Here is a 26,034-nt window from a genome sequence, read left to right as displayed (position 1 = left end):
CAGCGCCATTCTGGTTGTGGGAGAGGCGATCATCGACGTCGTCAGCGATGGCATAACCCAGCGCAGGCACCCGGGTGGTTCCCCCGCGAACGTCGCGGTCGGTCTGTCCCGGCTCGGGTCCGACGTATCACTCCTCACCGAGCTGGGCGATGACTCACCGGGGGCCGAAATACGCGACCATCTGGCAGCCGAGGGGGTCCACGTCATCACGGACCCCGAACCCAGCAAGGCCTCCACCGCTTCAGCCACCGCCGTGCTCGATGATCAAGGGGCCGCTACCTACGTGTTCGACTTGCAGTGGTCGCTGCGCGAACAGACCCTTTATCACCGCTTCGGTCTCCTGCACACCGGATCGATTGCCGCATTCCTGGATCCCGGGGCGAGGACGGTTCACGATCTCTTCAGGCAGAGCCGCTCATTGGCTCTCCTCAGTTTCGATCCGAACATTAGGCCGGGCCTGATGCCCGACAAAGACGAATGCCTTGAACGGTTCGAGTCGATGGTCGACATCGTCGACATCGTCAAGATGAGCGATGAGGACGCGGCCTGGCTCTACCCCGGCCGAAGCCCTGAAGAAGTCGCTGAAACTCTGGTTGAACGAGGACCAGGCCTCGTCATCATCACGCAGGGCGCACACGGAGCATTATTGTGGACTGACTTCCACAGATGCTCCGTGCCTGCCAGACCTACACCGGTCGTGGACACCATCGGAGCAGGCGATTCATACATGGCATCCGTCCTGCACTCGGTCGCCGCCCTCGGGAAGCTCCCGGCCACGGTTCAGGAACTGCAGGCCATTGGTTCCACTGCATCATTGGCAGCGAGCATCACCGTCTCAAGAGCAGGAGCGCAACCGCCAAACACCGAAGAACTCGCTCAGCTGAAGAAATAAAAGGCGGGGGGCCTCCTTCCGCCCCCGTTACTCATGCGTTATCAACGGACAGGGTGACTGCTCGTGGGGCCGATCTTGTCGTCCAGTGGAAGGCTCCTACGCCACCTATTCGATGAGTGCGCATCACCTTCGACGACGAACCTCCATCAACGCATACTTAGCACGGCCCAACCATCCTTCCCGGGTACTCGGACGGCTGCCGTCCGTCGGCTGAGGCAATGGCAGGACAGTTAGAGGCCCTGACGTGCGAGCTGGACACCTTTGGTTCGACAAGGGCTGGCAGCAACGGATAGACGGCTCGGGTTCGTACTTACGATCTCCGGTGGGCAACCTGACAAAAGGATGATTATCGGCGATTGAGAATTAGCGGGGGAGGCTGCTGCCACGATGGTCGGATTCGTCACCGGGGTTCTGGCCGATGATCCTTGCCAGCTCAGCAAGCCGCTCACGAACAAACTCTTGGGCTTGCGCACGGCAGGCCACGGCGACCACCGGGTGCTGTTCACACTCGACGTCGAGGACCACGGCTTCTATGTCCATCGCATCAAACATCGATCCACCGTTTGCGAGCCCCGCTGACCCCGGGCCTGAGGATAGTTATCGGCGAATAGATCAGAAGGGCGAGAGCGGCTCATAAGCACCATCACTCCCCACAGCCTGGAACGAACCAGGCTATGGGGCGGAAACCTTGCACCCACACCCTGGAACGCTGGGACTATGTAATAGCTGGCGCCTGAGCCTCTCGTTGTTCGGGCGGGTCCTGCGTCCAACATGTCCGGGATGGTCGCCGAAGATCGTAAATTAAGCAGGGAACGAACCATCCAAGTCATTGCTGGCTACATCGTAAGGAAATCCGTATGACCATTGCCTATGACCCCGACTTCGAATCAGCACTAGCCGCAATGCATGCTGCTTACCCCCATGGCTTCCCAGTCACGCCGCGGATGGACTGGCAGGCCTTGCGAACAAGCACGGAACAGGCATTCGAGGAAACACGGCGGGCCGCGTCAATGCCATCGGACATCCGTTGGACGGACCATCAAAGAACAACCTCTGATGGTCGGGCATTGAACCTTCGCTGGATCCAGAAGGAGGGCGGACAACCAGGATCTGCACTGGTGTACATACACGGAGGTGGCATGATTTGCTGCACCGTCGAGCACTACATGCTCGTCCTGGCCGGCCTCGTCCACGACAGCGGTGTCCCGATCCTCGCCGTGGACTTCCTCAACGCGCCGGAAAATAGGGCAGAACACCTCGCAGAAGACGCGCTGACTGGAGTGTCATGGCTGCTCGAACACTCACCGGAACTGGGAATCGACGCCTCACGAATCGCGATCGGTGGGGACAGCGGCGGCGGCGGTATCGCCGCCGGTGCGACCATCCTCGCCCGCGATCGGGGAATACCGATCGCGAAACAAATCCTTATCTGCCCGATGCTTGATGATCGAACCGTGGAGCCCGACCCGGTGTTAGCTCCTTTGGCGACGTGGACGTACGACAACAACATCACTGCTTGGACAGCCATCCTCGGCGACAGGAGAGGCACCGATACCGTACCAGCAAGCGTCGCGCCTGCCCGCCTTACCGACTTCCGCAACCTCCCCCCGGCCTTCATCGACACCGGCGAGGTCGACATCTTCCGCGACGAGGACATCACCTACGCACAGAACCTTCTACGCGCCGGCGTGCACGTCGACTTCTTCCTCAACCCAGGCGCCCCACATGGCTTTGAAGGATTGACGCCCTCGTCTCCACTCGCGAAGACGGTATGGGCTCAACGAATCAAAGCCATCCGCTCCATCTGAGTAGCCCCACACGGAAGCACAAACACCCTCGGTTGCCTACTCGGAAACTGTGCTCCTGCATGAAGAGCGTTCGACCGATGAGCTACTGACCAACAGTGCTGGATGGAACGAGCTGCGTACCAGGTGCGCAACTCGTGGTCGTCGACATTGTTTGGGGGGGCGACGTTGTGGCTCCAACTCAATTGTCCAGACGGTGTCTGGACAATTGTTTTCGAGCCGTCCCATACCGCCGCGAAGGAGCGCCTGTTGTAGAGATGAGTTTGGGAGAAGCCCCTCATATGGGGGAACTCCGCCATTAGGTCCCTCGCTAGGCGCTCGAAAACCCTACTCCCCAGGGGTTCATCCGCTTGCCTGTCCAGAATCGACCGCCCGGTGTTTTAGTACAGCTCGATCATCGCCATATTCACGACGCTGAGCGCGGTGCGATGCTTCTCGCACCAGCGCCATCAACGCCCTAAGCGCGGCGGCGTAATCTCCCAGGATATCCGATTCGAGGTGAGGCGTAAGCCCCCCTAGTTGGAGTGGCGTTCCTTCTCACCAATCGCTGAAAGAGACCCGTGGTCAGCGTTCTACCCCCCTAGCTTGTGGCTCCCGTACGCGAGGCGCCGGCAGTTCATTGCGCCACAGCCTGTGGCGTTATTGAAAGACCGACCGACAAGCAGCTATGTACTTCTGTGTCTCCGTGTTCAGCAACTAGGTTGTCGTACTTTTTCCTAGCGGCGATGACTGATGTCCTGTCGGCAGTTCCTGATGATGCTGACACTGGGTTCGCTGGGGTGCGACCCTCCACTACGCGCATAGTCCTCTCACGCCTCGCAGATGTCGATGCTGTCCGTAGCCGACACCTCCGCGAAGCTCATGACCGTTCGCAGGGGTATCGAACCGAAGGGTGGCATGACCTCTTCGCTGGTGAACGTTCCGCCGGGCTGGCCGATGGCGGCCAGCGCCTACTGGACCACGGCTTCTGCTCCGGCGCGGTCTCCCGTGTTCGTCAGAGTGACTTCCTTTGACGAACAGACGGTCACGGGATCACGCACGCCCAGGGTCAGGTCTTAGTAGGAGATGCGTCAGCCGCGATATTGAAAAATCAGGATGCACGGGTATGCGGGGCCGCGACTACTTCCGCAGCGGCCCCGCGTACCGCCGGCCTACTTGTCGAGGGCGAAGAGCGAGTATTTGTCCGCGTTGTCGGCGTTGATGACGACGCAGTCGAGTGATTGCTTTTCATCCTCCCCGGTTTCGCCGGTGCGGATGAACGAGTCTGCCTGCTGGACGGCGGTTTGTGAGATCACCACGGCCGGCTGGAGGCCGGTCGCTACGAGCTTGCCTGCCTTGATCGCGTCGACCGCGTCGGGGCTGCCGTCGAAGCCGACGATCTTGATCTGGTCGAGTAGTCCAGCGGCTTCGACCGCCGCGACGGCTCCGAGGGCCATGGTGTCGTTGCCGGCGATGATGCCCTGTACATCGGGGTCACGCTGGAGCAGGGTCTCGACTTTGGAGAAGGCTTCGTCCTGGCTCCAGTTGGCGGTTTCCTTCGACGTCTGTACGAGGGACGGGTACTGGGAGATGACGCTGGCGAATGCCTCCGAGCGGACTCCGGCGTTGGTGTCGGACTCCTTGCCCGTCAACTCGATGTAGTTGCCGCCCTCAGGCAGCGCTGCCACGAACTCTTCCGCTACCGCAGCCGCGCCCTGGGCGTTGTTCGCCACGATCTGCGACTTGGCGATGCCTGCCTCGTTGATCTCGCGGTCAATGAGGAAGACGGCCACCCCGGCGTCCTCGGCCTTCTGAATGGGACCGATGGAGGCGTCAGCGCCGGCGTTGTCGAGGATGATCGCCTTGGCGTTCTGGCTGATGGCCGAGTCGATCAGTTCGCTCTGCCGGTTGGGGTCATCGTCGTGGGAGGCGACTGACGTTTCGTAGCCGAGCTTTTCGGCTTCGGCTTTGGCTGCGTCGGCTTCTGCCTTGAAGAACGGGTTTTCCAGGGGCGGCGTGATGATGGCGATGAGACCACTCGCTTCCCCGTCGCTGGATCCGCTGCTGGAGGCGCTGCTGGGGCTGCCGCTGGAACCGCTGTTATCCGAGCCTCCGCAGCCGACGAGTCCGAGGGCGGTGATCGCCATGGTCGCCGTGGCGAGCAGGATCTTACGTCGCATCATGTGTCCGGTACCTTTCATTTCCTGGTGTTGACCGACGCCGTTGCCGATCAAGATTTCCCAACGGGCGTTACATCCGTCTCGGGTTCGTGGGTCGCCGCAGTGCCGGTGGGCGTAGACCCGGCGGGCGCGATCTTCGAGGTCGACGCGAGGGCGGCGTTCTTATTGCGGGTGATCTTCTGCTGCGCCTGGTCAAGCATCACGGCGAGGATGATCACGGCACCCTTGATCGTGACCTGCCAGAAGGTCGAGACCCCGACGATGACGAGTCCGTCGCTGAGGAAGCCGATCACGAATGCGCCAAGGAGCACACCGCGGACGTTCCCACGGCCCCCGGTCAGGGCTGCACCGCCGATGACGACGGCGGCGATCGCGTTCAGTTCGAAGCTCTCGCCGGTCTGGGGCGCCGCGGCCGTCAGCTCGGACGAGATGATGAGGCCGGCGGTTGCGGCACAGAAACCGCTGATGACGTAGACGCTCATCTTGACACGTTTCGTGGGTACGCCTGCAAGGTCTGCGGCGCGCTCGTTACCGCCGGTGGCGTAGACCCAGCGTCCGAAAGGTGTCGTGCGAAGTACGACAAGGGCGATGACCGCGAAGATGATCATGATCCAGATCGCCATGGGGATGCCGAGCAGGCGGCCGCCGCCAATGAGGTTGAAGCCGGTGTTCCCCAGGGTCTCTTCGCCTTGAAGGCGGGGGTATGTCGAGCCGTTCGAGATGAGCAACGCGGCGCCTCGGGCTATATAGAGCATTCCGAGCGTTGCGATGAACGGTGCGACGTTGAATCGCGTCACCAGCAGGCCGTTCACGAGACCGACGAGCGAGCCCACGAGCAACGAGCAGAGTACGACCACCCAGACGGCGGGGTAGAGCACGACGTCGAGTGAATCGATGCGCAGTCCCTGCAACAGCACTCCTGCGACGATTCCCGAGAGGCCCACGGTCGAGCCAACCGAGAGGTCGATGCCACCCTTGAGGATGACGAAGAGCATGCCGATCGCGAGGATCGCATTCATGGCCACGTGACGGGTCATCGTGATCAGGTTCGGCAGCGTCAGGTACGCATCGGAAATCAGGGAGAAGATGATGATGAGGACGATCAGGGCGATGAAGGCCCTGCCCTCGAGGAGGATGGCGCCGAGGTCGAGCTGCCGTTTAGGTGCGGTCGGCCGGGATGTCGCGGTGCTGGTCATCGCTGTGCTGCCTCTTCTTCTCGGTCCTGATGTGCTTCGCCGCTGGCAACCATGACGTCGTCGCGGTTAGCGGTCCGGGGATCGAACTCGCGCACGATGCGCCCCTTCGACATGACGACGATGCGGTTGGCCGCTCCGAGGGCCTCGCCGATCTCACTCGTGGCGAAGAGCACGCCCAGGCCCCGCCGCGCCTCCCTCGCCATCAGGGCGAAGATTTCGGCTTTGGCGCCCACATCGATACCGCGGGTGGGCTCGTCGAGCAGGAGTACGTCGGGCTGCGTCATCAGTACCTTGCCGATGACGACCTTTTGCTGGTTTCCGCCGGAAAGGGACGTGATCGACGCCGACGGCCCCGCGGTCTTGACCTGCACGTCCCGGACGCCGTCCTCAATGGAGCGCTTCTCGGGCCCGCGTCGGAGGAAGCCGCCCTTGACGAAGTCGAGGAGCGACGCGAGCGACATGTTCTGGCCGACCGACATGGTCTGGACGAGGCCATCTCGCTGGCGGTCCTCGGGCACGAGCGCCAGGCCTCGGCTGATGCGCTGCCGGACGTCGAGGCCTTTCACGGAGTCGCCCTTCAGGCGGACGTCGCCGGTGCGGATAGTGAGGCGCCCGGCGACCGCCTCGAGCAGTTCGGTGCGACCGGCACCCATCAGGCCGTAGAGGCACACGATTTCACCGGTCCGCACCGTGAGGTCGAGGTGGTCAACGCTGAGACGGGACGGGTTCGTCGGGTCAGCGACGCTCACGCCGTCGATTTCAAGTACGGGTTCGCCGAAGGTGTCGAGTAGGTCAGGGTTCAGGCCCTCGGCGTTGCGGCCGACCATGTTCGAGATGACCCAGTTGATGTCGATATCGTGGCGGTCACCGCGGGCGACGAGTGCCCCGTCCCGGAAAACGACGGCATGGTCGGCGAGTTCCAGCGCCTCCTCGAGGTGGTGCGAGATGTAGACGATGGCGACGCCGCGCGATGTCAGGTCGCGGATGACTCCGAAGAGCACCTCCACCTCGCTGCCGCTGAGGGCCGAGGTCGGCTCGTCCATGATCAGGACGCGGGCATCGCCGGCGAGTGCGCGGGCGATCTCGACGACCTGCTGCTGGCCGAGACGCAGATCCGCGACGAGAGTGTGCGGGTCGAGTGGTTCCTGGAGTCGTTCGAGCAACTCCGTAGCGAGGGTGGACTGAGTTCGACGGTCAATGAAGAGGCCGCCGCGGGCCATCTCGCGGCCCATGAAGATGTTGTCCTGGATGCTGAGGTTTGGAGCAAGGCTCAGCTCCTGGTGGATGATCGCGATCCCTTTGTCGACCGCCTCGACGGTGTTACGCAACTGCAGGGGCTCGCCGTCGAGCTCAAGGCTTCCGGAGGTAGGGAGCTCGACACCGCTGAGGATCTTCATGAGAGTGGACTTACCCGCCCCGTTCTCTCCGAACAGCACGGTAACGGAGCCCCGGCGGATCTCGAAGTCCACGCCTTTGAGCGCTTGGGTCGCCCCGTAGGTCTTGGTGATGCCGACAGCGCGCATCACGACATCGCCGGGGACGCCGGCGCCGGTGGCGTCGGCAGCCGTCACTGGGTGACCTCGATCGAGATCGGCACGACGGACACCAGTTGGGGATTTACTCGGAGGAATGCTCCAGTGACCGTGATCGTCTTGCCCTGAGCGGCCACGGCGTCAAAATCGGTGAGCACCTCGGCGCGCACGAGGTCATTGAGTTGCGTCGCGACGTCCTGGTACTCGAGTTGGTTGGTGAATTCGTTGAAGGAGATTTCACCGGTCACGTCGCGCAGGGCCGTGCCGTTCAGTGCCGGCCCAACCTGCACCTGCACTGTTGTCTCCGGCGGGATGCCTTCAACGGTTACAGGCATGACCGGTGGCGTAGCCGCTCCGGCTACGCCGGTGAAAGTAACGGGGAATGCGAACGCGCTACTCGCACCCGAGGTGTTGCCGAACTCGGACTCGTCGGCACCTCCGGCCAGCTGCGTCAGAAGGTCGGGCAGAGGGACGGCCTCGGCTTCGATGGTGTCGGTGATGGTTCCAAATTGGTCCGCAGCATAGCTGGCGGGATCCAACTGCCCCTCAGTCGCAGCAGCATCGGCGTCTGCGGTGCTCACAACTTTGACATTGAAGACAGCAGCGACGAATACGATGACAACCAGGGCGGCCAAGGCCATCCAGGGACGTAAGGGCCATCGAGGAGATCGGGACATCGTTGTCGCTCCAGATACGTTATTGAACTGTGGACAGGTGTTGTAAGGCCGATTAACCCTGACCTCAGGGCGGCGGCGAACCGACCTTCAGTGACGCTCGACACGCTGCCATAAAGGGCTGTATCGTGTCAACCGGTTGACCAATTTATTTCTCAGCTTCGTTCGCAGTTCTAAGGAGAAACGTCGCATGGACGCACGCCTTTCGGGCAAGACCGCACTGGTGACCGGGGCGGCCACGGGTATCGGGAAGGCGATCGCCGACCGGTTCATCGCTGAAGGCGCGCGAGTGGTCTACGCCGACCGTGACGCGGAGGGAGCCCAGCGAGCTGCGCGGGGCCCAGGAGCGCTGGCCGTCACGATGGACATCTCTGACGAGCCAAGCGTCGAAGCCGGCTACGCCCGCTTGTCAGAGGCGGGATGGGAGCTCGACATCGTCGTGGCCAACGCCGGCGTGCAGCTCTTCGGTCGCGATGCGCCGATTGCTGACCTGGACCTCGCAACGTGGCGTCAAACCGTGGACGTCAACCTCACCGGAACGTTTTTGACCATCAAGCACGGTGTACGTGCCCTGCGCGCCCACGGCCGCGGAGGCTCTGTAATCCTCACCGGCAGCCCGACAGCACTCAATGGCGAGGGCGCCGATTTCACGGCCTACAGCTCGTCGAAGGCGGGCATGCATGGTCTCGCCCGTGCCGTGGCCGGGGCGTACGCCCGGGAGAACATCCGCGTGAACACGGTCGTCCCGGGCTACACCGAGACCACTCTTGTTTCGGCAATCAGTGACGATCCGGCATCGCGAGCCGCTATCGTCAGCCGTATTCCACTTGGTCGGGCCGGCAGTCCCCGTGACGTCGAGGGTGCAATGGTCTTCCTTGCATCCGATGACGGAGCCTTCGCCACCGGCGCGGAGTTCCGCGTCGATGGCGGTATGACGACGCTCTGAGCCGTGGACTTCACAACGTGGGGTCCCCACCGGGGAACCCCTTGGACCCGGGGACCCTGGAAGGCCGAGCTGCGGGGTGACGAAATCGCCGACCTGCGATACGACGGCGTCCTCGTGTTGCGCTCGATCCGCGCCGTATCCCGGGACCGGGACTGGGGCACGGTCCCGGTCTCGGTGCTGTCACTCACTCATGGTGACGGTGGAAGTGACGCCGGCGACGAAACTGCTGGCACCACAACCTTCCGGCTGCGGTACGACGGACAAGGCATCGCCGCTGACGCCGACCTGCACCTGCACACCGACGGCGACCGTCTCACGATCACCTTCACGCTGACGGCGACCCGCTCCTTCGACACAAACCGCACGGGACTCGTCGTCCTGCACCCACCGCAGGTCGCGGGCTCCCCGTTCCGCGTTGTACACACCGACGGTTCAAGCGAGAGAACGCAGTTTCCCGACCGGATCAGCCCCCACCAGCCCGCCCTCAACATCGCAGCACTCGAATGGTCTGTGGATGGACTCGACCTGAAGGCCCAGTTCATCGGCGACACATTCGAGATGGAGGACCAGCGCAACTGGACCGACGCATCCTTCAAAACGTACTCGCGGCCTCTCGCGCTTCCCTTCCCATACCGAGTCGAAGCGGGTGAGACGACGATCCAACAGATCGAGCTCACAGCAGTGCCCGCCGCCGCAACATCGCCACAGGCGCCAGCTGCGCAAGGAACCCTCATTCGTCTGATCGACGCAGGTCGCCCCGCACCACAGATCGGCGTCGGCGCTCCACCACCGACAACAAGCGTGCAGCACGGACTGCCGCCCGCCGACGTCATTCTGGTCGAGCTCAAAGGAGACGATCCGGATCCCGCCGCCACGCTTACCCGTGCTGCGGCAGCCGGCCTACCGCTCGACATCCGCCTCGTCGTTGACGCACCTGCCCGAGTCGCCGAACTCGTCGCGCTGGCCGCGCCACTCCTTCCTCTCCGGCTGGCCGTCTTCTCCTCCGAAACCCATGTCACCGAGCCCGAGCTTTGGGAAGCCCTTGTCGGTGCTGTGGGAGACCTGGGGTTCGAGACGGAACTGGTCGGCGGAGCCCGCTCGCACTTCACCGAGCTCAACCGGACACACGCACGCCTACCTGCATTCCCGTCCTGGGCTATCAGCCTCACCCCTCAAATGCATGCCCGCGACACATTCCAGCTCGAGGAGTGCATCGGCATGCAGCGTCGTGTTGCAGCCGACGCGACGAAGATCATCGGAGGCGCGCCGCTGCACGTCGGCCCTGTCACCCTCCGCCCTCGCTTCAATGCCGTCCTCACAACCCCCCGTCCGGGTCACAGTCACGGACAGTCCCTTGACCCCGATACAGTCGATGCCCGGCAGTCCGAACCGCAGTTGGCCGCTTGGGTCATCGCAAGCGCCGCTGCGCTGGCTGAGGGCGGGGTGGCGAGCGTGACGTGGTTTGAGGAGCGGGGGCCGCGCGGCCTCGTGGCGGACGACGGCACACCCTATCCTGTCCGCGATGCCGTCGCCGCAGTGCACGCCATGGGTGGTGCTCCGCTTCTTGTTCCTGCCGAGACCAGCCCGGACGACGCGCACACCTGGGTATTGGGGGTGCGCACCACAGGCGGTGCCCGCCTGCTCATCGCACGTCTTGGCGATACTGCCGATCACGTCCTCATCGACGTGGACGGACACGAGATATTGCTCCCACTGGAACCCGGAACATGGCGTGCCATCGATCTCGAGATCGCACCGCACCCTCAACACTAGGAGAACCAATGCTTAAAGGCATCGACCCCCTCCTGGGGGGTGCACTGCTGCACCTCCTCGACGACATGGGTCACGGAGACCAGCTGCTGGTCGTCGACCGCAACTATCCCGCTGCCGCGACGGGCCTCCCCGTTGTCCACCTCGGGGAGGCATCGATGTCGCGGGTCATTGGCGCCGTGCTGAATGTCTTCCCGCTCGACACCTTCCTCGAGACGCCACTTGAGCGGATGGAGGTCGACGGAGACATCACCAAGACGACCCCGGAGCAGGACGCTGTACTCGAGATCGCGCGGGCGTCCCATCCACGACCGCTTGAATGGGGAGTGATTCCCCGGCTGGAATTCTACGAGCGGGCACGTAGCGCGTTCGCCGTCGTGCATGTGCTCGACCCGGACCCATGGGGGTGCTTCGTGCTCCACAAGGGCGTCGTCTTCGCCGATGAGAGCTGACGACCATCGACAGAATCCCCACACGCCGACATCGCTGGTCGACGATGATCGAAAGGACTGCCAGAGGTGCATCGTTCAAACGAGACGGTGCTTACTGTGAGGCAGTGAATTCGGTGAGCAGACGTCGAGAAGCGGTGTCCATGTGAGACTGCATCGTTTCGGTGGCCGCTGCTGCGTCTCGAGACGTGAGGGCTTCGTAGATCGCCGTGTGCTCCGCGAGTGCTGCTGCGGAGTGCGCTTCGTCAGTGAGGGCGCGGTCCACCCAAATGCGCAGCAGGGAACGAATGCTCTGCAGGAGTTCCTGTAGTACTTGATTCCCCGAACCCTCGGCGATCTCACGGTGAAAAGCTGCATCGGCTTCAATGAACACAGGGAAATTACTGACGTTCTTGGTCATGACATCGAGATAGCCGGACATCCGCGCTAGTGCTTCCTCATCGATTCTTTCTACTGCAAGCTGGACTGCTTGCATCTCGAGACCGTTTCGTAGTTCTACCAGTTCGCGGGTGCGGGGTGCTCCCAGCATCATGCCCCAGCTCAGGGTGCGGGGCAGCAGTTCCGAGATGCCATCACGGAGGTATGTTCCAGAACCAGGCCGAACCACAACAATCCCGAGTATTTCCAGGGCAGCAAGGGCCTCTCGCACAGCTGAGCGGCCTACGCCTAAAGATGCAGCCAGTTGTCGTTCCGCCGGGAGCCGCGTTCCAGGATCAATCTCGCCGCTCGTGAAGTAAGCCAGCAGTCGCTCGGCCACCTCAGTAACCGCGGAACCTTGGCTGACTGAGCCGAGGGCTTCGCTGATCTTGGTCAGCGAGTGAGCGGGAGTTGTGGCCACGTGCCAAGCCTAACAATCACCTGCAACAGAACGGGACCCGACAAACTTATGCAGTCAACCGGTTGACCAATGGGAGGCATGCTTCTAGGATCAACATCACGTACCTTCCCTGCTGCAACGTGTTTCATACCCTCGGCCGCAGGTAATCCGCAGGCAACCCGCAGTCGCCAATGATGGCGACTGCGGAGGACCACTCCAGGGAGTCAGTGTGGACACCAAAGCCAAGCAACCGCTGGTCGAGAAATTCGCCATCGGACAAGCAGCAGGGTGGCTCGTGCCGCTCGTCGCCGCGATGGGTCCCGCATATCGCTCTTCCAGCACTGACCGGCGTCTTGAGCACCCCCTGGGACTGTTCGCCCGACTGCCGAGGCACTGAATCGTGCCGGCACGGCAAGCGCGCCCAGCCGTCCCCCTGCTGCATGGACCTCGAAGACCAGAGGTCAGTGCACGTCCATACGAATGAGAACTTCCAGGATAGGTTTAGGAACCGCCCAATGACCCGCTTGTTCAACGATCCCGCAGCCTTCGCTGATGAAATGATTGAGGGCTTTGCCGCCTCCCATTCCCACTGGGTCAGACGAGTCTCGGGCGGAGTGGCTCGCAATACCGAAAGTACGCCGGACACTGTCGCGCTGGTGATCGGCGGCGGGTCCGGGCACTACCCCGCCTTTGCCGGCCTGGTGGGACAGGGGCTGGCCCACGGAGCAGCGATGGGTAACCTTTTCGCGTCGCCCTCCTCTCAGCAGATCTACACCGTCGCCAAAGCCGCCAACAATGGCAGGGGTGTACTGCTTGGCTACGGTAACTACGCTGGCGACGTACTGCACTTCAACCAGGCCCAGGAACGGCTCCGCGCGGAAGGCATCGATTGCCGGAGCGTTGCTGTCACGGATGACATCTCCTCCGCACCCGTGGCCGAACACAGCAAACGTCGGGGTATTGCCGGTGACCTCACGGTGTTCAAAGTGGCCGCTGCGGCGGCGGAGGCGGGTTACTCCCTGGACGCAGTGACGGAGATCGGTGAGCGCGCCAATCATCGGACCCGTTCCTTCGGTGTCGCCTTCACCGGGTGCACCCTTCCCGGCGCCGACACGCCACTGTTCACCGTCCCGGAGGGACGGATGGCAGTGGGCATGGGAATCCATGGCGAGCCGGGCATCGACGAGACCGATATCCCAACTGCCGACGAGCTGGCCGAGTTGATGGTGGAGAAACTCCTTGCGGAAGTACCTGCAGGAATCGACCTCAAATCGTCGCCTACCCCTGTGCGGGTGGTCCCCATCCTCAACGGTCTGGGCAGCGTCAAGTACGAAGAGCTCTTCGTCGTCTACCGCCGGGTCGCCCAGCTCCTCGACAGGGCAGGACTGCAGGTCGTGGACCCGCAGGTGGGAGAACTGGTCACCAGCTTCGACATGGCAGGCACGTCCCTGACCCTGTTCTGGGTCGACGAGGAACTCGAGGCGCTCTGGGCAGCGCCCTGCGATGCACCGGCTTTCCGTAGGGGATCTGTTACAGCTGCTGTCCTCTCCCCCGAACACTCCTCGCTCAGCCCGGCAACCGAGTTGGACATCCCGGACACCACACCCGAATCCCAGGCTGCAGCCCCCCACATATTGGCTGCACTGACCGCGGCCGAAGCCGTGGTGATCACCAATGCCGATGAGCTGGGAAGGATCGATGCAGTCGCCGGTGACGGTGACCACGGCATCGGCATGGAACGCGGTGTCCGTGCTGCTGTCATCGCAGCAACAGACGCTGTGGCACGCGGGGCAGGAGCCGGGACGACGCTGCACATGGCGGCCGACGCGTGGGCAGACAAGGCCGGCGGGACATCCGGCGCCCTCTGGGGGTTGGCGCTACGTGCGGTAGGGGACGCTGTCGGGAATGCCGTGAAACCGAATGCCAATGCCGTGGCTACCGGAGTTGTCAATGCTGCAGCTGCCATCATGCGATTCGGGAAAGCGAAACCAGGAGACAAAACCCTGATCGACGTCCTCGTCCCCTTCGGAGACGCACTGACAGCCGAGGCAGGGACACAGCAGTCCATCACTCAAGCCTGGGGCGCTGCCGCAGTCATCGCCCAGCAGGCCGCCGACAACACCGCCCAGCTGGTGCCCCTCATGGGACGGGCCCGTCCGCATGCGGAGAAGAGCCTGGGCACACCGGACGCCGGGGCTGTGTCCATGGCGCTGATCATCAACGCAGTCCACGCAACGCTCACCCACGGCGCATCACCAAAGGAGAACCCATGAGCACCAAACTGAGACTGATCGTAGGAGCTGACGACGCCGGCTTCGAGTACAAGGAAGCACTCAAAGCTGATCTCGAAGCATCCGAGCTCGTCGAATCGGTCACCGACGTAGGAGTGGATGCCACCAGCCACACCCCGTACCCGTCTGTCGCCATTGCGGCCGCGGAACTCGTTGCTGCGGGTAAGGCCGACCGTGCACTGCTGGTGTGCGGCACCGGACTGGGAGTGGCCATTGCAGCCAACAAGGTCCCCGGCATCCGCGCCGTCACCGCACACGACAGTTTCTCCGTGGAACGCTCCGTCCTGAGCAACAATGCCCAGGTCCTCACCTTCGGCCAGCGCGTCATCGGACTCGAACTGGCCCGCCGCCTGGCCCGCGAATGGCTCACCTACACTTTCGACGAGGAATCCGCGTCAGCGGAGAAGGTCACCCTGATTAAGGACTACGAGGGTGTCACTTCTTCCTAACCCCGCGCCCGCCAAACCCCACGATGCGACAACTCGTACTGCGGTTATCGGCGTCAGCCTGAAAATGTACTTCGGCTACCAGCGCTCGATCGACTACTGCCGAGACGTCGCCGCCCTCGCCGCCGCCCACCCGGCAGTTCGAAGCGGCACCATCGAACTGTTCATCCTGCCCAGCCTGCCCGTACTCCCCAAGGCCGCGCGGATCCTGAGCGAGGCAGGTGTCCACACAGGAGCGCAGAACATCTTCTGGGAAGACGAGGGCGCGTACACCGGCGAAGTGAGCGCCAGAATGGTCGCCGAGCTCGGAGGCCGCTTCGTCGAGGTCGGGCACGCCGAACGACGGCGCATCTTCCACGAGGACAACCGGACGGTCGGCCTGAAGACAGCGGCTGCTTACCGCAACGGGCTCACCCCGGTCCTATGTGTGGGAGAACTCCAGCACGGCTCTGTGGACGAAGCGGTGGCACACTGCTCAGCAGAAATCGACGCAGCACTCCACGCCGCGGATCTATTGGGTCCTGTCCACCGCACCATCGTCGCCTACGAGCCCCAATGGGCCATCGGGGCTGCTGAACCCGCTACTGCGGAGCACATCAGCGCTGTCATCGCGGGGCTGGACGCGCACCTGAGGTCCCTACCAGGCCAGGCCGACAGCCGCGTCATCTACGGCGGAAGCGCCGGACCGGGGTTGATCACTGACCTCGACCCTGCCGTGGCCGGCCTTTTCCTCGGCCGGTTCGCCCATGACCCGCGGGCACTGAAAAGCATCCTGGACGAAACCGCCGCGCGGTTTGCTGACGTCGAGGTCCCATCATGAGCCGCATCGGGTTGAGCAGCTACGCGTTCTTCTGGCAGCTCTCCGACCGGGTTTCCGCACCTATAAGCATTCACCAGGCACTGGAACGCACAGCGGACCTTGGCGTCGACCTCTTCCAGATCTGTGACTACGTCCCGCTGGAATCCATGGACGCCACAGAACTGGAAGCCGTCCGAAGCACGGCTGACCGTTTGGGCATCTCCCTGGAACTCGGCACCAAGGGCATCCGCCCTGAACACCTGAGGAAATTCCTGCACACCGCGATCGTCCTGCGTGCCCCCCTGCTCAGGACCATGTTCAACGGTCCCGGTCATACACCGACAGCCGACGAAGCCGTAGCGATCTTAGAGGAGGTACTGCCCGAGTTCGAGGCGGCCGGAGTCAGGATTGCCGTAGAAACCTACGAGCAGGTGCCCACCTCACGGATCCTCGAGGTGATCAGGACAGTGGGCAGCCCCTACCTCGGCATCTGCAGTGACCCGGCGAACACCGTCGCAGCGTTGGAGATGCCGCGGGAGGTTATAGATACCGTCGCGCCCTACGTCCTGAACATGCACATCAAGGACTTCGCCTTCACCCGCAAGGACGGCTGGGTCGGCTTCACATATGCCGGTGCGCTACTGGGCGAAGGACTACTTGACTACGACTACATGGTCCGCGCAGTCCAACCCCATCAACGCAACATCAACCAGATCGTCGAACACTGGCTGCCCTGGCAGGACTCGGAAGCGGAAACCATCCGCCTCGAAAACCAGTGGACCCAGCACAGCATCCACTATTTAAGGAGCAAATAAGATGTCAGCAGAAAACTTGACGGTCGCCGTTATCGGCGCCGGAGGCAAAATGGGCATGCGGGTCTCCCGCAACCTCCAGAAGAGCGGCCACACGGTGTTCTACAGCGAGAACTCCCCTGCCGGCCAGGAGCGGATCCAGGCGGAGGGCCGCGACATCACCCCGACCGACGACGCGGTCACAGGCGCCGACGTGGTCATCCTCGCCGTGCCGGACACAGTTCTCGGTGTCGTGTCCGAGGGCGTCGTCCCACAAATGAAGTCCGGTGCCATTCTCCTCACGCTGGATCCCGCGGCAGCCTACGCCGGCCTGCTGGCGAAGCGCGACGACGTCGTCCAGGCAGTCGCGCACCCCTGCCACCCATCCGTGTTCCTCGAGCGGACAACCAAGGAGGAATGGGCGGACACCTTCGGTGGCGAAGGCGCCCCGCAGAACGTCGTGGCCGCCATCGACGAGGGCGCCTCTGAGCCGACCAAAGCCGCTGCAGAGGCAACGATTCGGACCATCTACGCCCCCGTCATCGACGTCCACTGGGTCACGGTGAAACAACTGGCCATCCTGGAACCCACCCTCGTCGAGACGGTTGCCTGCATGATCGGCACCCTCCTCAACGAGGCACTGCACGAAACCGTGCACACCGCCGGCGTCCCGGAAGAAGCAGCCAAAGCCATGCTCTTCGGCCACGTCCAGATCGCACTCACCAACGCCCTCCGCGGCTCGAACCCGTTTTCTGAGGCATGCGAAATCGCTATCCAGTACGGCAGGGACACGATCATCAAGGACGACTGGAAGAAGATCTTCGATGACTCCGAACTCGATCATGTCATCGCCAAGATGCTCAAACTTGAGTCACTGAAGCGCTAGATGAACGACGGTCCGCGTGGCGCGTCGTCGTTTTATGGCTGCGTTGTCCAACGTCTTACGAGCGTCTTGTACAGAAGGAGTTCATGAGCGAATTCTGGGACAACCGCCAGTCAGTGCCCGAGGCGTACTCCCTGGCGGGGGTACGACCACCCACGCACCTCATCGCTTGGACCCATCCGGCCCACCACAGTCGACCGGGCAGGTGTGGGAACGGGCAGGAGGGTCGGCCAGGTGCTCATCGAGCGGATCAGGGGCAGAACGCCATCCGAGCATCGCATCTTGAAGCCACGGTTGGTCGTGCGCGCTTCGACTGCTCCTCTGGCCTGAACCACGAGCTTCGCGGAGGTCAGAAGCTCGACCGGTGCGTCTCGTCGGACTAGAGAGCTTGGTTGCAGCCACTCACTGCAACCAGGCTTTCTTATTCCGGTGCGTTGTCGAATATCGCGGTTCAACAACACACCGAGCTTTTCCGCACGGCGAAGGTGCGACATCCAGGGGTCAGCTACGAGCCCGGGACATGGCCAAGCACGAAGCCGGTGCGGCGCGCACGCAGTCCTGAACCTCAGGAATAGTGCGGCATCGGTGGGAGCCGCTTGAACCACTGCTTGTCTGCAGGGGACATCAACTCCTGCCCGGCAGATACTCGTCGTCGGGGATTTTGGACCCAGTAGCGGCGGTGTGCGGATCGCTCGTTTGCTTCAACGAGAAATCGAACACGACGACGCTCCCCTCCTGGTCGCTGAGCAGCGCAGTGACGAATGACTTGAACGCGTGATGCATCGGGTCGTAGAAAGCGGGATCGGTGATCCACGGTTCACCGACGTAGTAGTTTCGATCGCCCTGCGATGCGAAGGACACGATGAAGGCGTGCTGAAATCCTTGCCCCCGACCCTCAAAACTGGTTTGAGCCCGACTCGATGCTGAGAATGTAGGGCCGCCCGTTCCGCAGGGACGTTCCGAGGGCATGGAATCGCTGCTCCACCTGCTGCAAGTCCTGGTCGGTCACATCCTGCCGCTAGCGGAACAGCACGATATGACGTACGACTCCGGTTCATAGTCCGAACTGGTAGCTGTTTGGCCCACTGCCGCACCGCTTCATCCGCCATGAGTGTCCCTACTCGTCCGCAGCTCGTTGCAGCCGAATTACCACGTAGGGTTTCGCTGGAAGGTCGACCTTGACCGAGCCGGTATGGACGCCCGGCACTGCCTCGATGCTCATGTCCCAGGTGTCGATCACATCGATCCGGGCACTCATTCCCTCCGGAACGACGACAGTGCGGTAGCGCGGCCGGGAGGCGCCGAAGTAAATGAGAATGTACTCTCCGTCGACGCCGCCACGGATGTCATCGAAGGTTGAAGTCAATGGGTTCAGGCGTCCTGTTGGGGACGCGGCAACGATGTCACGCAGGAAGGCGATGCGTGCAGGGCTCTCACCGTGCAATTGCCCGCCCTTTGACCAGTGAATCAGATCGTTGTCGTCATAGTAGGTTTCACCGTGCGTCAGGTAGCCGCCGCGGAGCATGCCCTCCCAGAATCGGCGGACGACTTCCTGCGCCATGAGGTTTCCCCACCCCTGGTCAAGATCGCCTTCGTAGCCGAACTCGTCGATGATGACGGGTTTGTTCCACTGTCGGTGCCATTGGTCGATCTTGGCTCCGATGCCGTGGTCTCCTCGTTGCAGGCTGGCATGACTGGCCCATGCCGCGGAGTAGTCGAAGAGCTGCACCCAGTTGTGTATAGACAGGGGGTGCCCCACATGGTCCTCCCGGCGTACCGTCTCGGCGAGCCGGTCCCAGTCTTCGCGTTGCTTGGCGAGGAGGTCGTATTCGTTCGCCATCGACCACCACACGTTGGGGAAACCAGCGAGGCGGCGCACGACGTACCGGATGTACCGCTCATCTGCGGCACCGCTGAGCCGTGAAAGCCCCCACCGGTCGTCGTAGGGGTGGAACAGGATCAAATCGGCTTCGATCCCGAGGTCTGCCAGTTGATGCAGCCGGCGCTCAAGATTATCGAAGAACGCGAGGTCGAAACGGGTGGTGTCGAAAGCGCCCGTCTCGTCACGTTCGAAGACGTACCGCTCCGGTTCTTCCGTGTTGTGCATGAAGTCCTTCGGAAACAGGCACATGCGGATCTTCGTGAAGGGCGCTTGGGCCAGAGCATCGATTGTGGCGTCCTGAAGTTCCTGGCTCTGATGGATCCACGCGTAGGCCGTGGTGCCGTACGGGAGGAACGGTGTCCCATCAGCCCGGGCGAAGTGGAACGTGTCAGCCACCTGGACCGGGCCGGGCATCTGACTGGTCGCGACATCGAAGCCTCCCGTAATCCCGTCCAGTGACCGCGCGTTGGAGCTGGTGGAGAACCGCCAGTTGCCGGACGCCGGGGGCAGGAGCCTCACAAGGTAGCGGCCGTCACCGGCGTAAAAGCCGCCGACAGTGATTGAGTGCTCGGGTGATTCGAACGTGACCGTCAGTTCGACATCAACGAAGGGGTTACCGATCGAAGGTCCCCGCAGCTCGAGCTGCGCTGTTCGGTACACCTGTGCTTCCTGCGGAGTAACCACGATTGCGCTGGCTCGAGGAACCGTGGTGGGCTGGTAGTCGGCACGGGGCGCAATGGGCTCCTCGTGAACCGGTCGCACCTGTCCGTCCTCGAACACGCTGAGTTCCTTCAGGATCGCTGCCGTCCGTGCATCGTCCTCCCCCAGGACCAGGGTGAGGAAAGGCCCCGTCGGAGCCCAGTCCAGATTCTCCAGCAGCGGGGACCGCAGTACCTCGGGGGCGATTCCCTCGACAGCCGCGAGAGCGGCCTGGTTCGCTCGTACCACCGTGAAGGGGGTTTGGCTGGTGATCGTTGGCTGACTCATGCTGCTCCTTGATTTTCCGGGCCAGGCACACTTGTGCCAATGGTTGATGCTGCACAGGCTTGCTGGAATACGTGGTGTCCGCTGGCCAGCGGGGTGCCCCCAATTCCGGTATGAACGTGTGCCGACGTTCTAGAAGGTACGACGACGCCGCTGGTGGCGCACTGCCCGTTCGTCCGGTTCCCGCGCAGGGCAATCGGGCCGTAGGGGGTGGGAACAGTGCCGGGGTTCATGGTGGTGCCCAACCGGTTTCGGAGCTGGCCACTCAAGGTTGTCGTCATGACCGTGCCTCGTCCGAATGGTAGGTCACGCGCTTGATACACGCGTCGGTTCCATCGGCCCCTACGGCGAGCATCCGGCCTGTGAAGCCAGAGGCTACTTCAGTTGAAAGATATCGTCCGTCCAGCCGTGCGATCTCGATGGTTCCACCCTCCTCATTGAGAACCGACAGGACGATGTCATCCGGACCTGCATGGCCAAGGGGGACGGTCGGGCCGGCGGGCGACACGGCCTCGATCCGTACGGTCACCAGGTGGGGGGACACGGATGCCACTCCGACATCGTGCTGAAGGTCACCAATCCGGGCGGTGGCGGTGACGGCGTCCCCTTTCACGCACAGTCCATACCAGTGGCGCGGGTCCATCAGCACCCGGAAGGTCCCCGAGCCCTCGATCGTGGCTTCGGCACGCCACCGCAGATCGGTGATGCGGGTGCACAGTTGACCTACGGAGCCCTCGCCCCGGGTTCCAGCCGCAGCAATCCGCAACCCGTCGTCCGGGCTCATCGACGCCGTGGACTGCGCTTCGCCTCCGGGTACGACCCACCGACCGTCGAGTTCCTCACCAACGAAGTTGTCATTGAAAGAGGTGGCCGCAGTTGGGACCTCGAATTGGTCCTCAATGACAGCGGGCCAACCGTCGCTCCACTCGATCCCCGCAAGGAACGTCTCTCGGCCCAGCACATGAAAGCCGGGCGTCGACCCCTGCACGCGAACGCCCAAATACACGGCCGCCCATGCTCCGTCGGCCTTCGTCGTGAGGTCCATATGTCCGGCGTTCTGGACCGGATGGATGGAACTACGCCGTGTCAGCAATGGATTGTGCGGGTGTCCCTCAAAAGGACCCCGAGGGTGCGGAGCTCGGGCGATAGTGACGGCATGGCCGCGCTCGGTCCCGCCCTCAGCCAGGAGCAGATACCAGGTGTCGTCCACTTGATAGAGGTGTGGCGCCTCGACGGCGGCCAGCCCGCTCCCCTGCCAGACCGGGTAGGGAGGTTCAAGTAATGCGCCGGTGTTGATATCCAGCGGTGCCTGGAGGATACCGACCTCACCCTCCGTGAAGCTCATGCCCTTCCACGTCAGGTAGCACGTCCCATCGACATCCCAGGCAAGATCCGGATCGATTCCGATCGCATCCTGAATCCGGATGGGCTCGCTCCACGGGCCGGCCGCATCGGTGGCACTGACCAGGACCTGCCCGCCGTCGTAGTCACTGACATTGGTCGTTACGTACCAGAAGCGCCCGTCGTGGTGACGCAGGGTCCCGGCGTACAGGCCAGTGGACGCACGACCATCACCCCGAACGAACTGGCTCCTTCGGGTGAGAATGTGGCCGATTCTGGTCCAGTTAACGAGATCCCGACTGTGCCAGATCGGAGCTCCAGGGAAGTACTCGAAGCTTGAGTGCGCGAGGTAGTAATCATCCCCGACCCGGCAAATTGTCGGGTCGGCGTGAAATCCGGGCACGATCGGACGGAGGGAAGCATTGACCGTCGGGGCCGGGTCGGGATTGACGGTGGTCGAAAGGGACGTCGACAGGGCAGTCTCCTGAGATGAGGATTGAAAAGGGGGTGGCGTGTGGAGCGTCAGACCAAAAGATCAGCCGTCTGCGCGGCCATGTTGGAGCCCTCGGTTCATGCATACCTGCCCGGGCGGTTTTGGACAGCATGTTCTCTTGTCGCGAAACCGGTACACCTCAGTTCTCGTGCAGGATGGCGACGGCGAAAGCCGGGACCTCCACCTTGCCGTCGTAGGTGGTGCCGGTGAGGAGGTCTGTACCCCGTCCGGGGACGATGATGTTGTCGGCGGTGTGGTTGAGCACGAAGAGGAAGCTGTTCGCGCCCTCTCCGCGCCGGACCACCTCGACTCCGGTGGGCAGCGACTCGACTGTGGGCCGGACACCGGCCTCAGCGACCAGCGCGTCGGTGAGCCGGGAGGTTGCCTCGTCGTCCAGACGGGTAGCCACGTACCAGGCGGTTCCGGCACCGACGTCGTGCCGGGTGACTGCCGGGAGTCCAGCCAGCGCGCCGTCGGCGTACGAGCGGACAGCCGTCGCACCGGTCAGGTGGATTTTTTCGCTCCACACGTCCGCGGTGGTGGCATCGTCAAGGGTGACCCGCTCACCCTCCTGAAGTGCGTGGAACTCTTCCGTGCGGACCCCGAGGAGTTCGCGGAACGCGCCGGGATACCCTCCCAGGCGCACGTGGTCGTTCTCGTCGACGATGCCGCTGAAGTAGGTCACCAGTACGGTCGCGCCGGCGTGAGCCGCGGCTGCAACGCGTCCGGCGTCGGCGTCGGTGACCGTGTACAGCGTGGGCACCACGACGAGCCTGTAGCCGGTCAGGTCCGCCCCGACAGGCACGATGTCCACGGTGATGCCGCGGTGCCACAACTGCCGGTACCAAGCGATGACCTGTTGGGTGTAGGCGATGTCGTGGGTGGGGTGGGAGTCGAGTTCGGCGCCCCACCACGAGGGGTAGTCGAACACTAGAGCGACATCCGCTCGCACCCGGCTGCCCTTGACCGGGGCAAGCGCGCGCAGCGCCTGCCCGAGCGCCACGGTGTTGCGCCACACGTCGGTGTCCGTCCCGGCGTGGGGGACCATCGCTGAGTGGAACTTCTCCGCACCAGCGGCAGACTGGCGCCATTGGAAGAACATCACCGCATCCGCCCCGCGTGCAACATGGGACAGCGAATTCCGCAGCATCTCCCCCGGGCCCTTGGTGCGGTTGCGGGGCTGCCAGTTCACTGCCGACGTCGAGTGCTCCATCAGGATCCATGGGTTACCGCCAGCGACCCCGCGGGTCAGATCCGCGCTGAAGGCGAGCTCCACGTGGCCCTCTGGGTCGTGGGCGAGCAGGTAATGGTCGTTGGCCACGACGTCCAGGTCCTGGGCCCAGGAGAAGTAGTCCATCCACTTCGTGCCGGTCGACAGCATGAGGTTAGTCGTCGTCGGCACCTGCGGGGCCACCTCGCGCAACACGTCACGCAGCGCCCGATAATGGACGAGTAACTCGTCGGAGGAGTACCGGGCGAAGTCCAACTGCTGGGTGGGGTTGGCATTGCCCGAAGCGGTACGCGGCGGCAGCACCTCATCGAAGGAATCGTACCGCTGGGACCAGAACGCCGTGCCCCACGCTGCATTGAGGGCCTCGACCGTGCCGTAACGGGCCTCAAGCCAGCGTCGGAATGCCGCCGCTGCGTGATCGCTGAAGTCATGCGGCACGTGACAGCCCAACTCGTTGTCGATGTGCCACAGCGCCACTGCGGGGTGGTTGCGGTACCGCTCAGCCATCACCCGGGTCATGCGGACCGCGTAGTCCCGGAATACAGGCGAGGACACCGCATAGGCCTGGCGGCCGCCCTGGTGCAGCACTGTCCCGTCGGCCAGCCGGGGAAGGATCTCGGGGTGATAGCGGGTCAGCCATGGCGGCGGCGACGCCGTCGCCGTCGCCAGTGCTACCTGGATGCCGGCTGCGTGCAGGCGGTCCATGACCTCGTCCAACCACCCGAAGTCGTACTGGCCCTCACGGGGCTCGAGCATCGCCCAGGAGAAAATCGCGACGCTGACCAGGTTGACCCCGGCCTGCTGCATGAGCTCGGCATCCTCGACCTGGGTCGCCAACGGCCACTGTTCGGGGTTGTAATCACCCCCGTATGCCAGTCCTTCCACCGCGGGGAACCTGGTTCCGGCCGTGGTCTCATTCGCCTGCCGTGTCGTCATGGTGCATGTCCTTCTGAGTTGGGGGGTCTGTTCTATGTCATGGTGTGCAACAGAGCACCGTGGGCTTGCCCGCCGGGGAGAGTAAGAGTGTCGCTATCAGGTCGTCGCGAGACCGACCCGATGAGTCGGATCAGGGCGGCACGGGCGGCGAGGATTGCGGCGCCCGTGCGACGTTCCTTACATCCTTCCGGTACTCGGGTCGGGCACCGAACCGGTGCCCAACCTGGAGTCAGGACTCACTCGTCATGACCTCGGTAGATGAAGGACTCAACGTGCACGTCTCCGTCCCGCGCGACCAACCCGATCATGCGGCCAGTGAATCCGCCCGCGACCTCCGTGGAGAAGTACCGGCCGTCGACTCGTCCTAGCTCCTGGAACTCGTCGCCGACCCGAAGTCCGGCCACGACGGAGTCTGGCCCCGCCCCCGGGGCCCCCGGGCTGCCAGCGGGATCCTCCGTCCTGAGTTCAAGCACGGTTCCCAGGCCGACGGCCGCCTCTCCGATGAGCGTCGTTACATCGCCGATCGTCACCACGGCCCGGGCGGTGGCACCGTCGAACCACAGGGTCATCCTGTGCCACTGGTCGATTCTGACTTCAAGTCCTCCGCGGCTTCCGCCCAGGGGGGTGACGACCGCTTGCGTGCACGTCCGCAAGTGCTCCTGACGGCGGCCTACGAATGTGTCGTGGGCGTCGCCTCCAGTCAGTCGCCAGCGGTCGTCCGACCTCTGGAGCACGTGCTGCGGCCAGGCGGAGGGTGCGACCCATGTCAACGGAAGCGAGTCGTGGAGCTCCTCCGTGAAGAGTGCCGCGGTCTCGGGCTCGATCGCTGTCCCGACGCGGGGCCAACCGGCGTGCCAGTCGATGGTCGCTGCGAAGGTCTCCCTCCCCAGGACGTGCCATCCCGACGTCCACCCGTGCGGGCGCACTCCCAGAAACACGACCGCCCAGCTCCCGTCGGGACGCTGTACCAGGTCCGCGTGCCCGGTGTTCTGCACGGGCCCGTCCGTGCTGCGAGCGGTGATCAGGGGGTTGACCGGCGCCGCTTCGAACGGTCCGTTCGGCGAGGGACCTCGCGCGACTGTCGCCATGTGACCTCGCTCCGTCCCGCCCTCCGCGATGAGGAGGTACCAGTGGCCGTCCACCTCGTACAGGTGCGGGCCCTCGGGGTGGTGACCCCCGGTCCCGAACCAGAGCACCGCCGGTTCGGCGAGCAGGCGCCCGGTATCCGTGTCGAGGGGCGCCTGCAGAATGGCGTGGCGCCCTTCAGGGCTCGGACCGGACCAGCTGAGCCAGCACGTGCCGTCCCGGTCCCAGGTGAGGTCGGGATCGATGCCGTGGGCCTCCGGCACGAACAACGGCTCCGACCACCGCGCGCTGGGATCGTCCGTCGTGACGATGAGCTGACCCGCGCCTCCGCTGACGTTGGTCGTGATCAGCCAGAAGTGGTCAGCGTGGTGACGCAAGGTAGGGGCGTAGATGCCGGCCGAGGCCGTGGCCCCTTCGATCGGCAATTGGTCGGGGCGGTTTAGCGCGTGGCCGACGACCTCCCACGAGAGCAGGTCGGTCGAGGTGAAGATCGGAACCCCGGGTGCATACTCAAAACTCGAGGTAGCCAACCAGTAACGATCCCGGACTCGGCACACGCTTGGGTCGGGATGGAATCCGGAAATCACAGGTCTCTTCGGGAGAGTCGCGTCGGCCATGACTGCACTGTCGC

At 63.5% G+C, this 26,034-nt stretch carries 22 protein-coding genes; 10 read left to right on the top strand and 12 right to left on the bottom strand.

Annotated features, from left to right (window positions below):
* Positions 1-16: 16 nt before the first annotated feature.
* Positions 17-892, top strand: a complete 876-nt coding sequence (locus P5G52_RS03350; RefSeq protein WP_301224665.1) for a carbohydrate kinase family protein — start codon at positions 17-19, stop codon at positions 890-892.
* Between the two features lie 363 nt (positions 893-1,255).
* Here P5G52_RS03350 and P5G52_RS03345 read toward each other — a convergent pair whose 3' ends face one another.
* On the bottom strand, positions 1,256-1,444 hold the full coding sequence (locus tag P5G52_RS03345) for a hypothetical protein (protein ID WP_301224663.1): 189 nt from the start codon (positions 1,442-1,444) through the stop codon (positions 1,256-1,258).
* Positions 1,445-1,749: 305 nt separating this feature from the next.
* On the opposite strand from P5G52_RS03345, the gene P5G52_RS03340 reads away from it, so the two are divergent.
* Positions 1,750-2,700 (top strand): alpha/beta hydrolase fold domain-containing protein, encoded by a 951-nt coding sequence (locus P5G52_RS03340; RefSeq protein WP_301224661.1) that lies wholly within the window; start codon positions 1,750-1,752, stop codon positions 2,698-2,700.
* Here P5G52_RS03340 and P5G52_RS03335 read toward each other — a convergent pair.
* From P5G52_RS03335 to P5G52_RS03315, 5 genes are all read right to left on the bottom strand, one after another.
* Positions 2,670-3,035: a DUF1016 N-terminal domain-containing protein gene (locus P5G52_RS03335; protein ID WP_301228631.1), complete on the bottom strand. Its 366-nt coding sequence runs from the start codon at positions 3,033-3,035 to the stop codon at positions 2,670-2,672. The genes P5G52_RS03340 and P5G52_RS03335 overlap by 31 nt on opposite strands.
* Before the next feature lie 813 nt (positions 3,036-3,848).
* Positions 3,849-4,859, bottom strand: coding sequence for a D-ribose ABC transporter substrate-binding protein (locus P5G52_RS03330; protein ID WP_301224659.1), 1,011 nt, complete (start codon positions 4,857-4,859; stop codon positions 3,849-3,851).
* A gap of 47 nt (positions 4,860-4,906) precedes the next feature.
* On the bottom strand, positions 4,907-6,052 hold the full coding sequence (locus P5G52_RS03325) for an ABC transporter permease (protein WP_301224657.1): 1,146 nt from the start codon (positions 6,050-6,052) through the stop codon (positions 4,907-4,909).
* Positions 6,049-7,623 (bottom strand): sugar ABC transporter ATP-binding protein, encoded by a 1,575-nt coding sequence (locus P5G52_RS03320; protein ID WP_301224655.1) that lies wholly within the window; start codon positions 7,621-7,623, stop codon positions 6,049-6,051. Before P5G52_RS03320 ends, P5G52_RS03325 begins: the two co-directional genes overlap by 4 nt.
* Entirely contained in the window at positions 7,620-8,225 is a 606-nt protein-coding gene (locus P5G52_RS03315) for a DUF2291 family protein (protein WP_301224653.1), read from the bottom strand. The genes P5G52_RS03320 and P5G52_RS03315 overlap by 4 nt, the downstream gene beginning before the upstream one ends.
* Before the next feature lie 223 nt (positions 8,226-8,448).
* On the opposite strand from P5G52_RS03315, the gene P5G52_RS03310 reads away from it, so the two are divergent.
* Genes P5G52_RS03310 through P5G52_RS03300 form a run of 3 tightly spaced genes read left to right on the top strand, consistent with a single transcriptional unit; the run spans position 8,449 to position 11,426 of the window.
* Positions 8,449-9,204 (top strand): SDR family NAD(P)-dependent oxidoreductase, encoded by a 756-nt coding sequence (locus tag P5G52_RS03310; protein WP_301224651.1) that lies wholly within the window; start codon positions 8,449-8,451, stop codon positions 9,202-9,204.
* A gap of 3 nt (positions 9,205-9,207) precedes the next feature.
* Positions 9,208-10,977, top strand: coding sequence for a D-apionate lactonase family protein (locus P5G52_RS03305; RefSeq protein ID WP_301224649.1), 1,770 nt, complete (start codon positions 9,208-9,210; stop codon positions 10,975-10,977).
* A gap of 8 nt (positions 10,978-10,985) precedes the next feature.
* Positions 10,986-11,426 carry an RbsD/FucU family protein gene (locus P5G52_RS03300; protein WP_301224647.1) on the top strand — a complete coding sequence of 147 codons (441 nt, stop codon included), beginning with the start codon at positions 10,986-10,988 and terminating at the stop codon, positions 11,424-11,426.
* 91 nt (positions 11,427-11,517) lie between these two features.
* On the opposite strand, the gene P5G52_RS03295 is transcribed toward P5G52_RS03300, so the two are convergent.
* Positions 11,518-12,261, bottom strand: coding sequence for a FadR/GntR family transcriptional regulator (locus tag P5G52_RS03295; protein ID WP_301224645.1), 744 nt, complete (start codon positions 12,259-12,261; stop codon positions 11,518-11,520).
* Between the two features lie 494 nt (positions 12,262-12,755).
* Between P5G52_RS03295 and P5G52_RS03290 the strand changes: the two genes are divergently transcribed.
* The 5 genes from P5G52_RS03290 to P5G52_RS03270 are packed head-to-tail and all read left to right on the top strand — an operon-like array spanning position 12,756 to position 17,453.
* Positions 12,756-14,513, top strand: coding sequence for a dihydroxyacetone kinase family protein (locus tag P5G52_RS03290; RefSeq protein ID WP_301224643.1), 1,758 nt, complete (start codon positions 12,756-12,758; stop codon positions 14,511-14,513).
* A complete protein-coding gene (locus P5G52_RS03285; RefSeq protein ID WP_301224641.1) occupies positions 14,510-14,980 on the top strand; it encodes a ribose-5-phosphate isomerase in 471 nt (156 codons plus the stop codon). The genes P5G52_RS03290 and P5G52_RS03285 overlap by 4 nt, the downstream gene beginning before the upstream one ends.
* Positions 14,964-15,797 (top strand): triose-phosphate isomerase family protein, encoded by an 834-nt coding sequence (locus P5G52_RS03280; RefSeq protein ID WP_301224639.1) that lies wholly within the window; start codon positions 14,964-14,966, stop codon positions 15,795-15,797. The genes P5G52_RS03285 and P5G52_RS03280 overlap by 17 nt, the downstream gene beginning before the upstream one ends.
* Entirely contained in the window at positions 15,794-16,591 is a 798-nt protein-coding gene (locus P5G52_RS03275; RefSeq protein ID WP_301224637.1) for a sugar phosphate isomerase/epimerase family protein, read from the top strand. Before P5G52_RS03280 ends, P5G52_RS03275 begins: the two co-directional genes overlap by 4 nt.
* 1 nt (position 16,592) lies before the next feature.
* Positions 16,593-17,453 carry a phosphogluconate dehydrogenase C-terminal domain-containing protein gene (locus P5G52_RS03270; protein ID WP_301224635.1) on the top strand — a complete coding sequence of 287 codons (861 nt, stop codon included), beginning with the start codon at positions 16,593-16,595 and terminating at the stop codon, positions 17,451-17,453.
* Positions 17,454-18,074: 621 nt separating this feature from the next.
* Here P5G52_RS03270 and P5G52_RS03265 read toward each other — a convergent pair.
* The 5 genes from P5G52_RS03265 to P5G52_RS03245 form a co-directional block, all read right to left on the bottom strand.
* Positions 18,075-18,419: a Dabb family protein gene (locus P5G52_RS03265; RefSeq protein ID WP_301224633.1), complete on the bottom strand. Its 345-nt coding sequence runs from the start codon at positions 18,417-18,419 to the stop codon at positions 18,075-18,077.
* Positions 18,420-18,567: 148 nt separating this feature from the next.
* Positions 18,568-20,112 (bottom strand): DUF5605 domain-containing protein, encoded by a 1,545-nt coding sequence (locus tag P5G52_RS03260; protein WP_301224632.1) that lies wholly within the window; start codon positions 20,110-20,112, stop codon positions 18,568-18,570.
* 481 nt (positions 20,113-20,593) lie between these two features.
* On the bottom strand, positions 20,594-22,060 hold the full coding sequence (locus P5G52_RS03255; protein ID WP_301224631.1) for a glycoside hydrolase family 43 protein: 1,467 nt from the start codon (positions 22,058-22,060) through the stop codon (positions 20,594-20,596).
* A 229-nt stretch (positions 22,061-22,289) separates the two neighbouring features.
* Positions 22,290-24,317, bottom strand: coding sequence for a beta-galactosidase (locus P5G52_RS03250; protein WP_301224630.1), 2,028 nt, complete (start codon positions 24,315-24,317; stop codon positions 22,290-22,292).
* A gap of 236 nt (positions 24,318-24,553) precedes the next feature.
* Complete coding sequence (locus P5G52_RS03245) at positions 24,554-26,020, bottom strand: glycoside hydrolase family 43 protein (RefSeq protein WP_301224628.1); 1,467 nt, start codon at positions 26,018-26,020, stop codon at positions 24,554-24,556.
* Positions 26,021-26,034: the final 14 nt, after the last annotated feature.

The sequence above is a fragment of the Arthrobacter burdickii genome, from assembly GCF_030433645.1.
GTDB lineage: Bacteria > Actinomycetota > Actinomycetes > Actinomycetales > Micrococcaceae > Arthrobacter_D > Arthrobacter_D burdickii.
Note: the sequence above shows the minus strand (reverse complement) of the source record. Positions and strands in the feature narration are given on the sequence as shown.

Bases quoted from the DNA above. Each gene is read 5' to 3' on its own strand.
- P5G52_RS03285 (WP_301224641.1), top strand. From the start codon at position 14,510: ATGAGCACCAAACTGAGACTGATCGTAGGAGCTGACGACGCCGGCTTC.
- P5G52_RS03290 (WP_301224643.1), top strand. From the start codon at position 12,756: ATGACCCGCTTGTTCAACGATCCCGCAGCCTTCGCTGATGAAATGATT.
- P5G52_RS03250 (WP_301224630.1), bottom strand. From the start codon at position 24,317: ATGACGACACGGCAGGCGAATGAGACCACGGCCGGAACCAGGTTCCCC.
- P5G52_RS03310 (WP_301224651.1), top strand. From the start codon at position 8,449: ATGGACGCACGCCTTTCGGGCAAGACCGCACTGGTGACCGGGGCGGCC.
- P5G52_RS03340 (WP_301224661.1), top strand. From the start codon at position 1,750: ATGACCATTGCCTATGACCCCGACTTCGAATCAGCACTAGCCGCAATG.
- P5G52_RS03315 (WP_301224653.1), bottom strand. From the start codon at position 8,225: ATGGCCTTGGCCGCCCTGGTTGTCATCGTATTCGTCGCTGCTGTCTTC.
- P5G52_RS03330 (WP_301224659.1), bottom strand. From the start codon at position 4,859: ATGATGCGACGTAAGATCCTGCTCGCCACGGCGACCATGGCGATCACC.
- P5G52_RS03345 (WP_301224663.1), bottom strand. From the start codon at position 1,444: ATGTTTGATGCGATGGACATAGAAGCCGTGGTCCTCGACGTCGAGTGT.
- P5G52_RS03275 (WP_301224637.1), top strand. From the start codon at position 15,794: ATGAGCCGCATCGGGTTGAGCAGCTACGCGTTCTTCTGGCAGCTCTCC.
- P5G52_RS03300 (WP_301224647.1), top strand. From the start codon at position 10,986: ATGCTTAAAGGCATCGACCCCCTCCTGGGGGGTGCACTGCTGCACCTC.
- P5G52_RS03265 (WP_301224633.1), bottom strand. From the start codon at position 18,419: ATGCCCTCGGAACGTCCCTGCGGAACGGGCGGCCCTACATTCTCAGCA.
- P5G52_RS03245 (WP_301224628.1), bottom strand. From the start codon at position 26,020: ATGGCCGACGCGACTCTCCCGAAGAGACCTGTGATTTCCGGATTCCAT.
- P5G52_RS03325 (WP_301224657.1), bottom strand. From the start codon at position 6,052: ATGACCAGCACCGCGACATCCCGGCCGACCGCACCTAAACGGCAGCTC.
- P5G52_RS03270 (WP_301224635.1), top strand. From the start codon at position 16,593: ATGTCAGCAGAAAACTTGACGGTCGCCGTTATCGGCGCCGGAGGCAAA.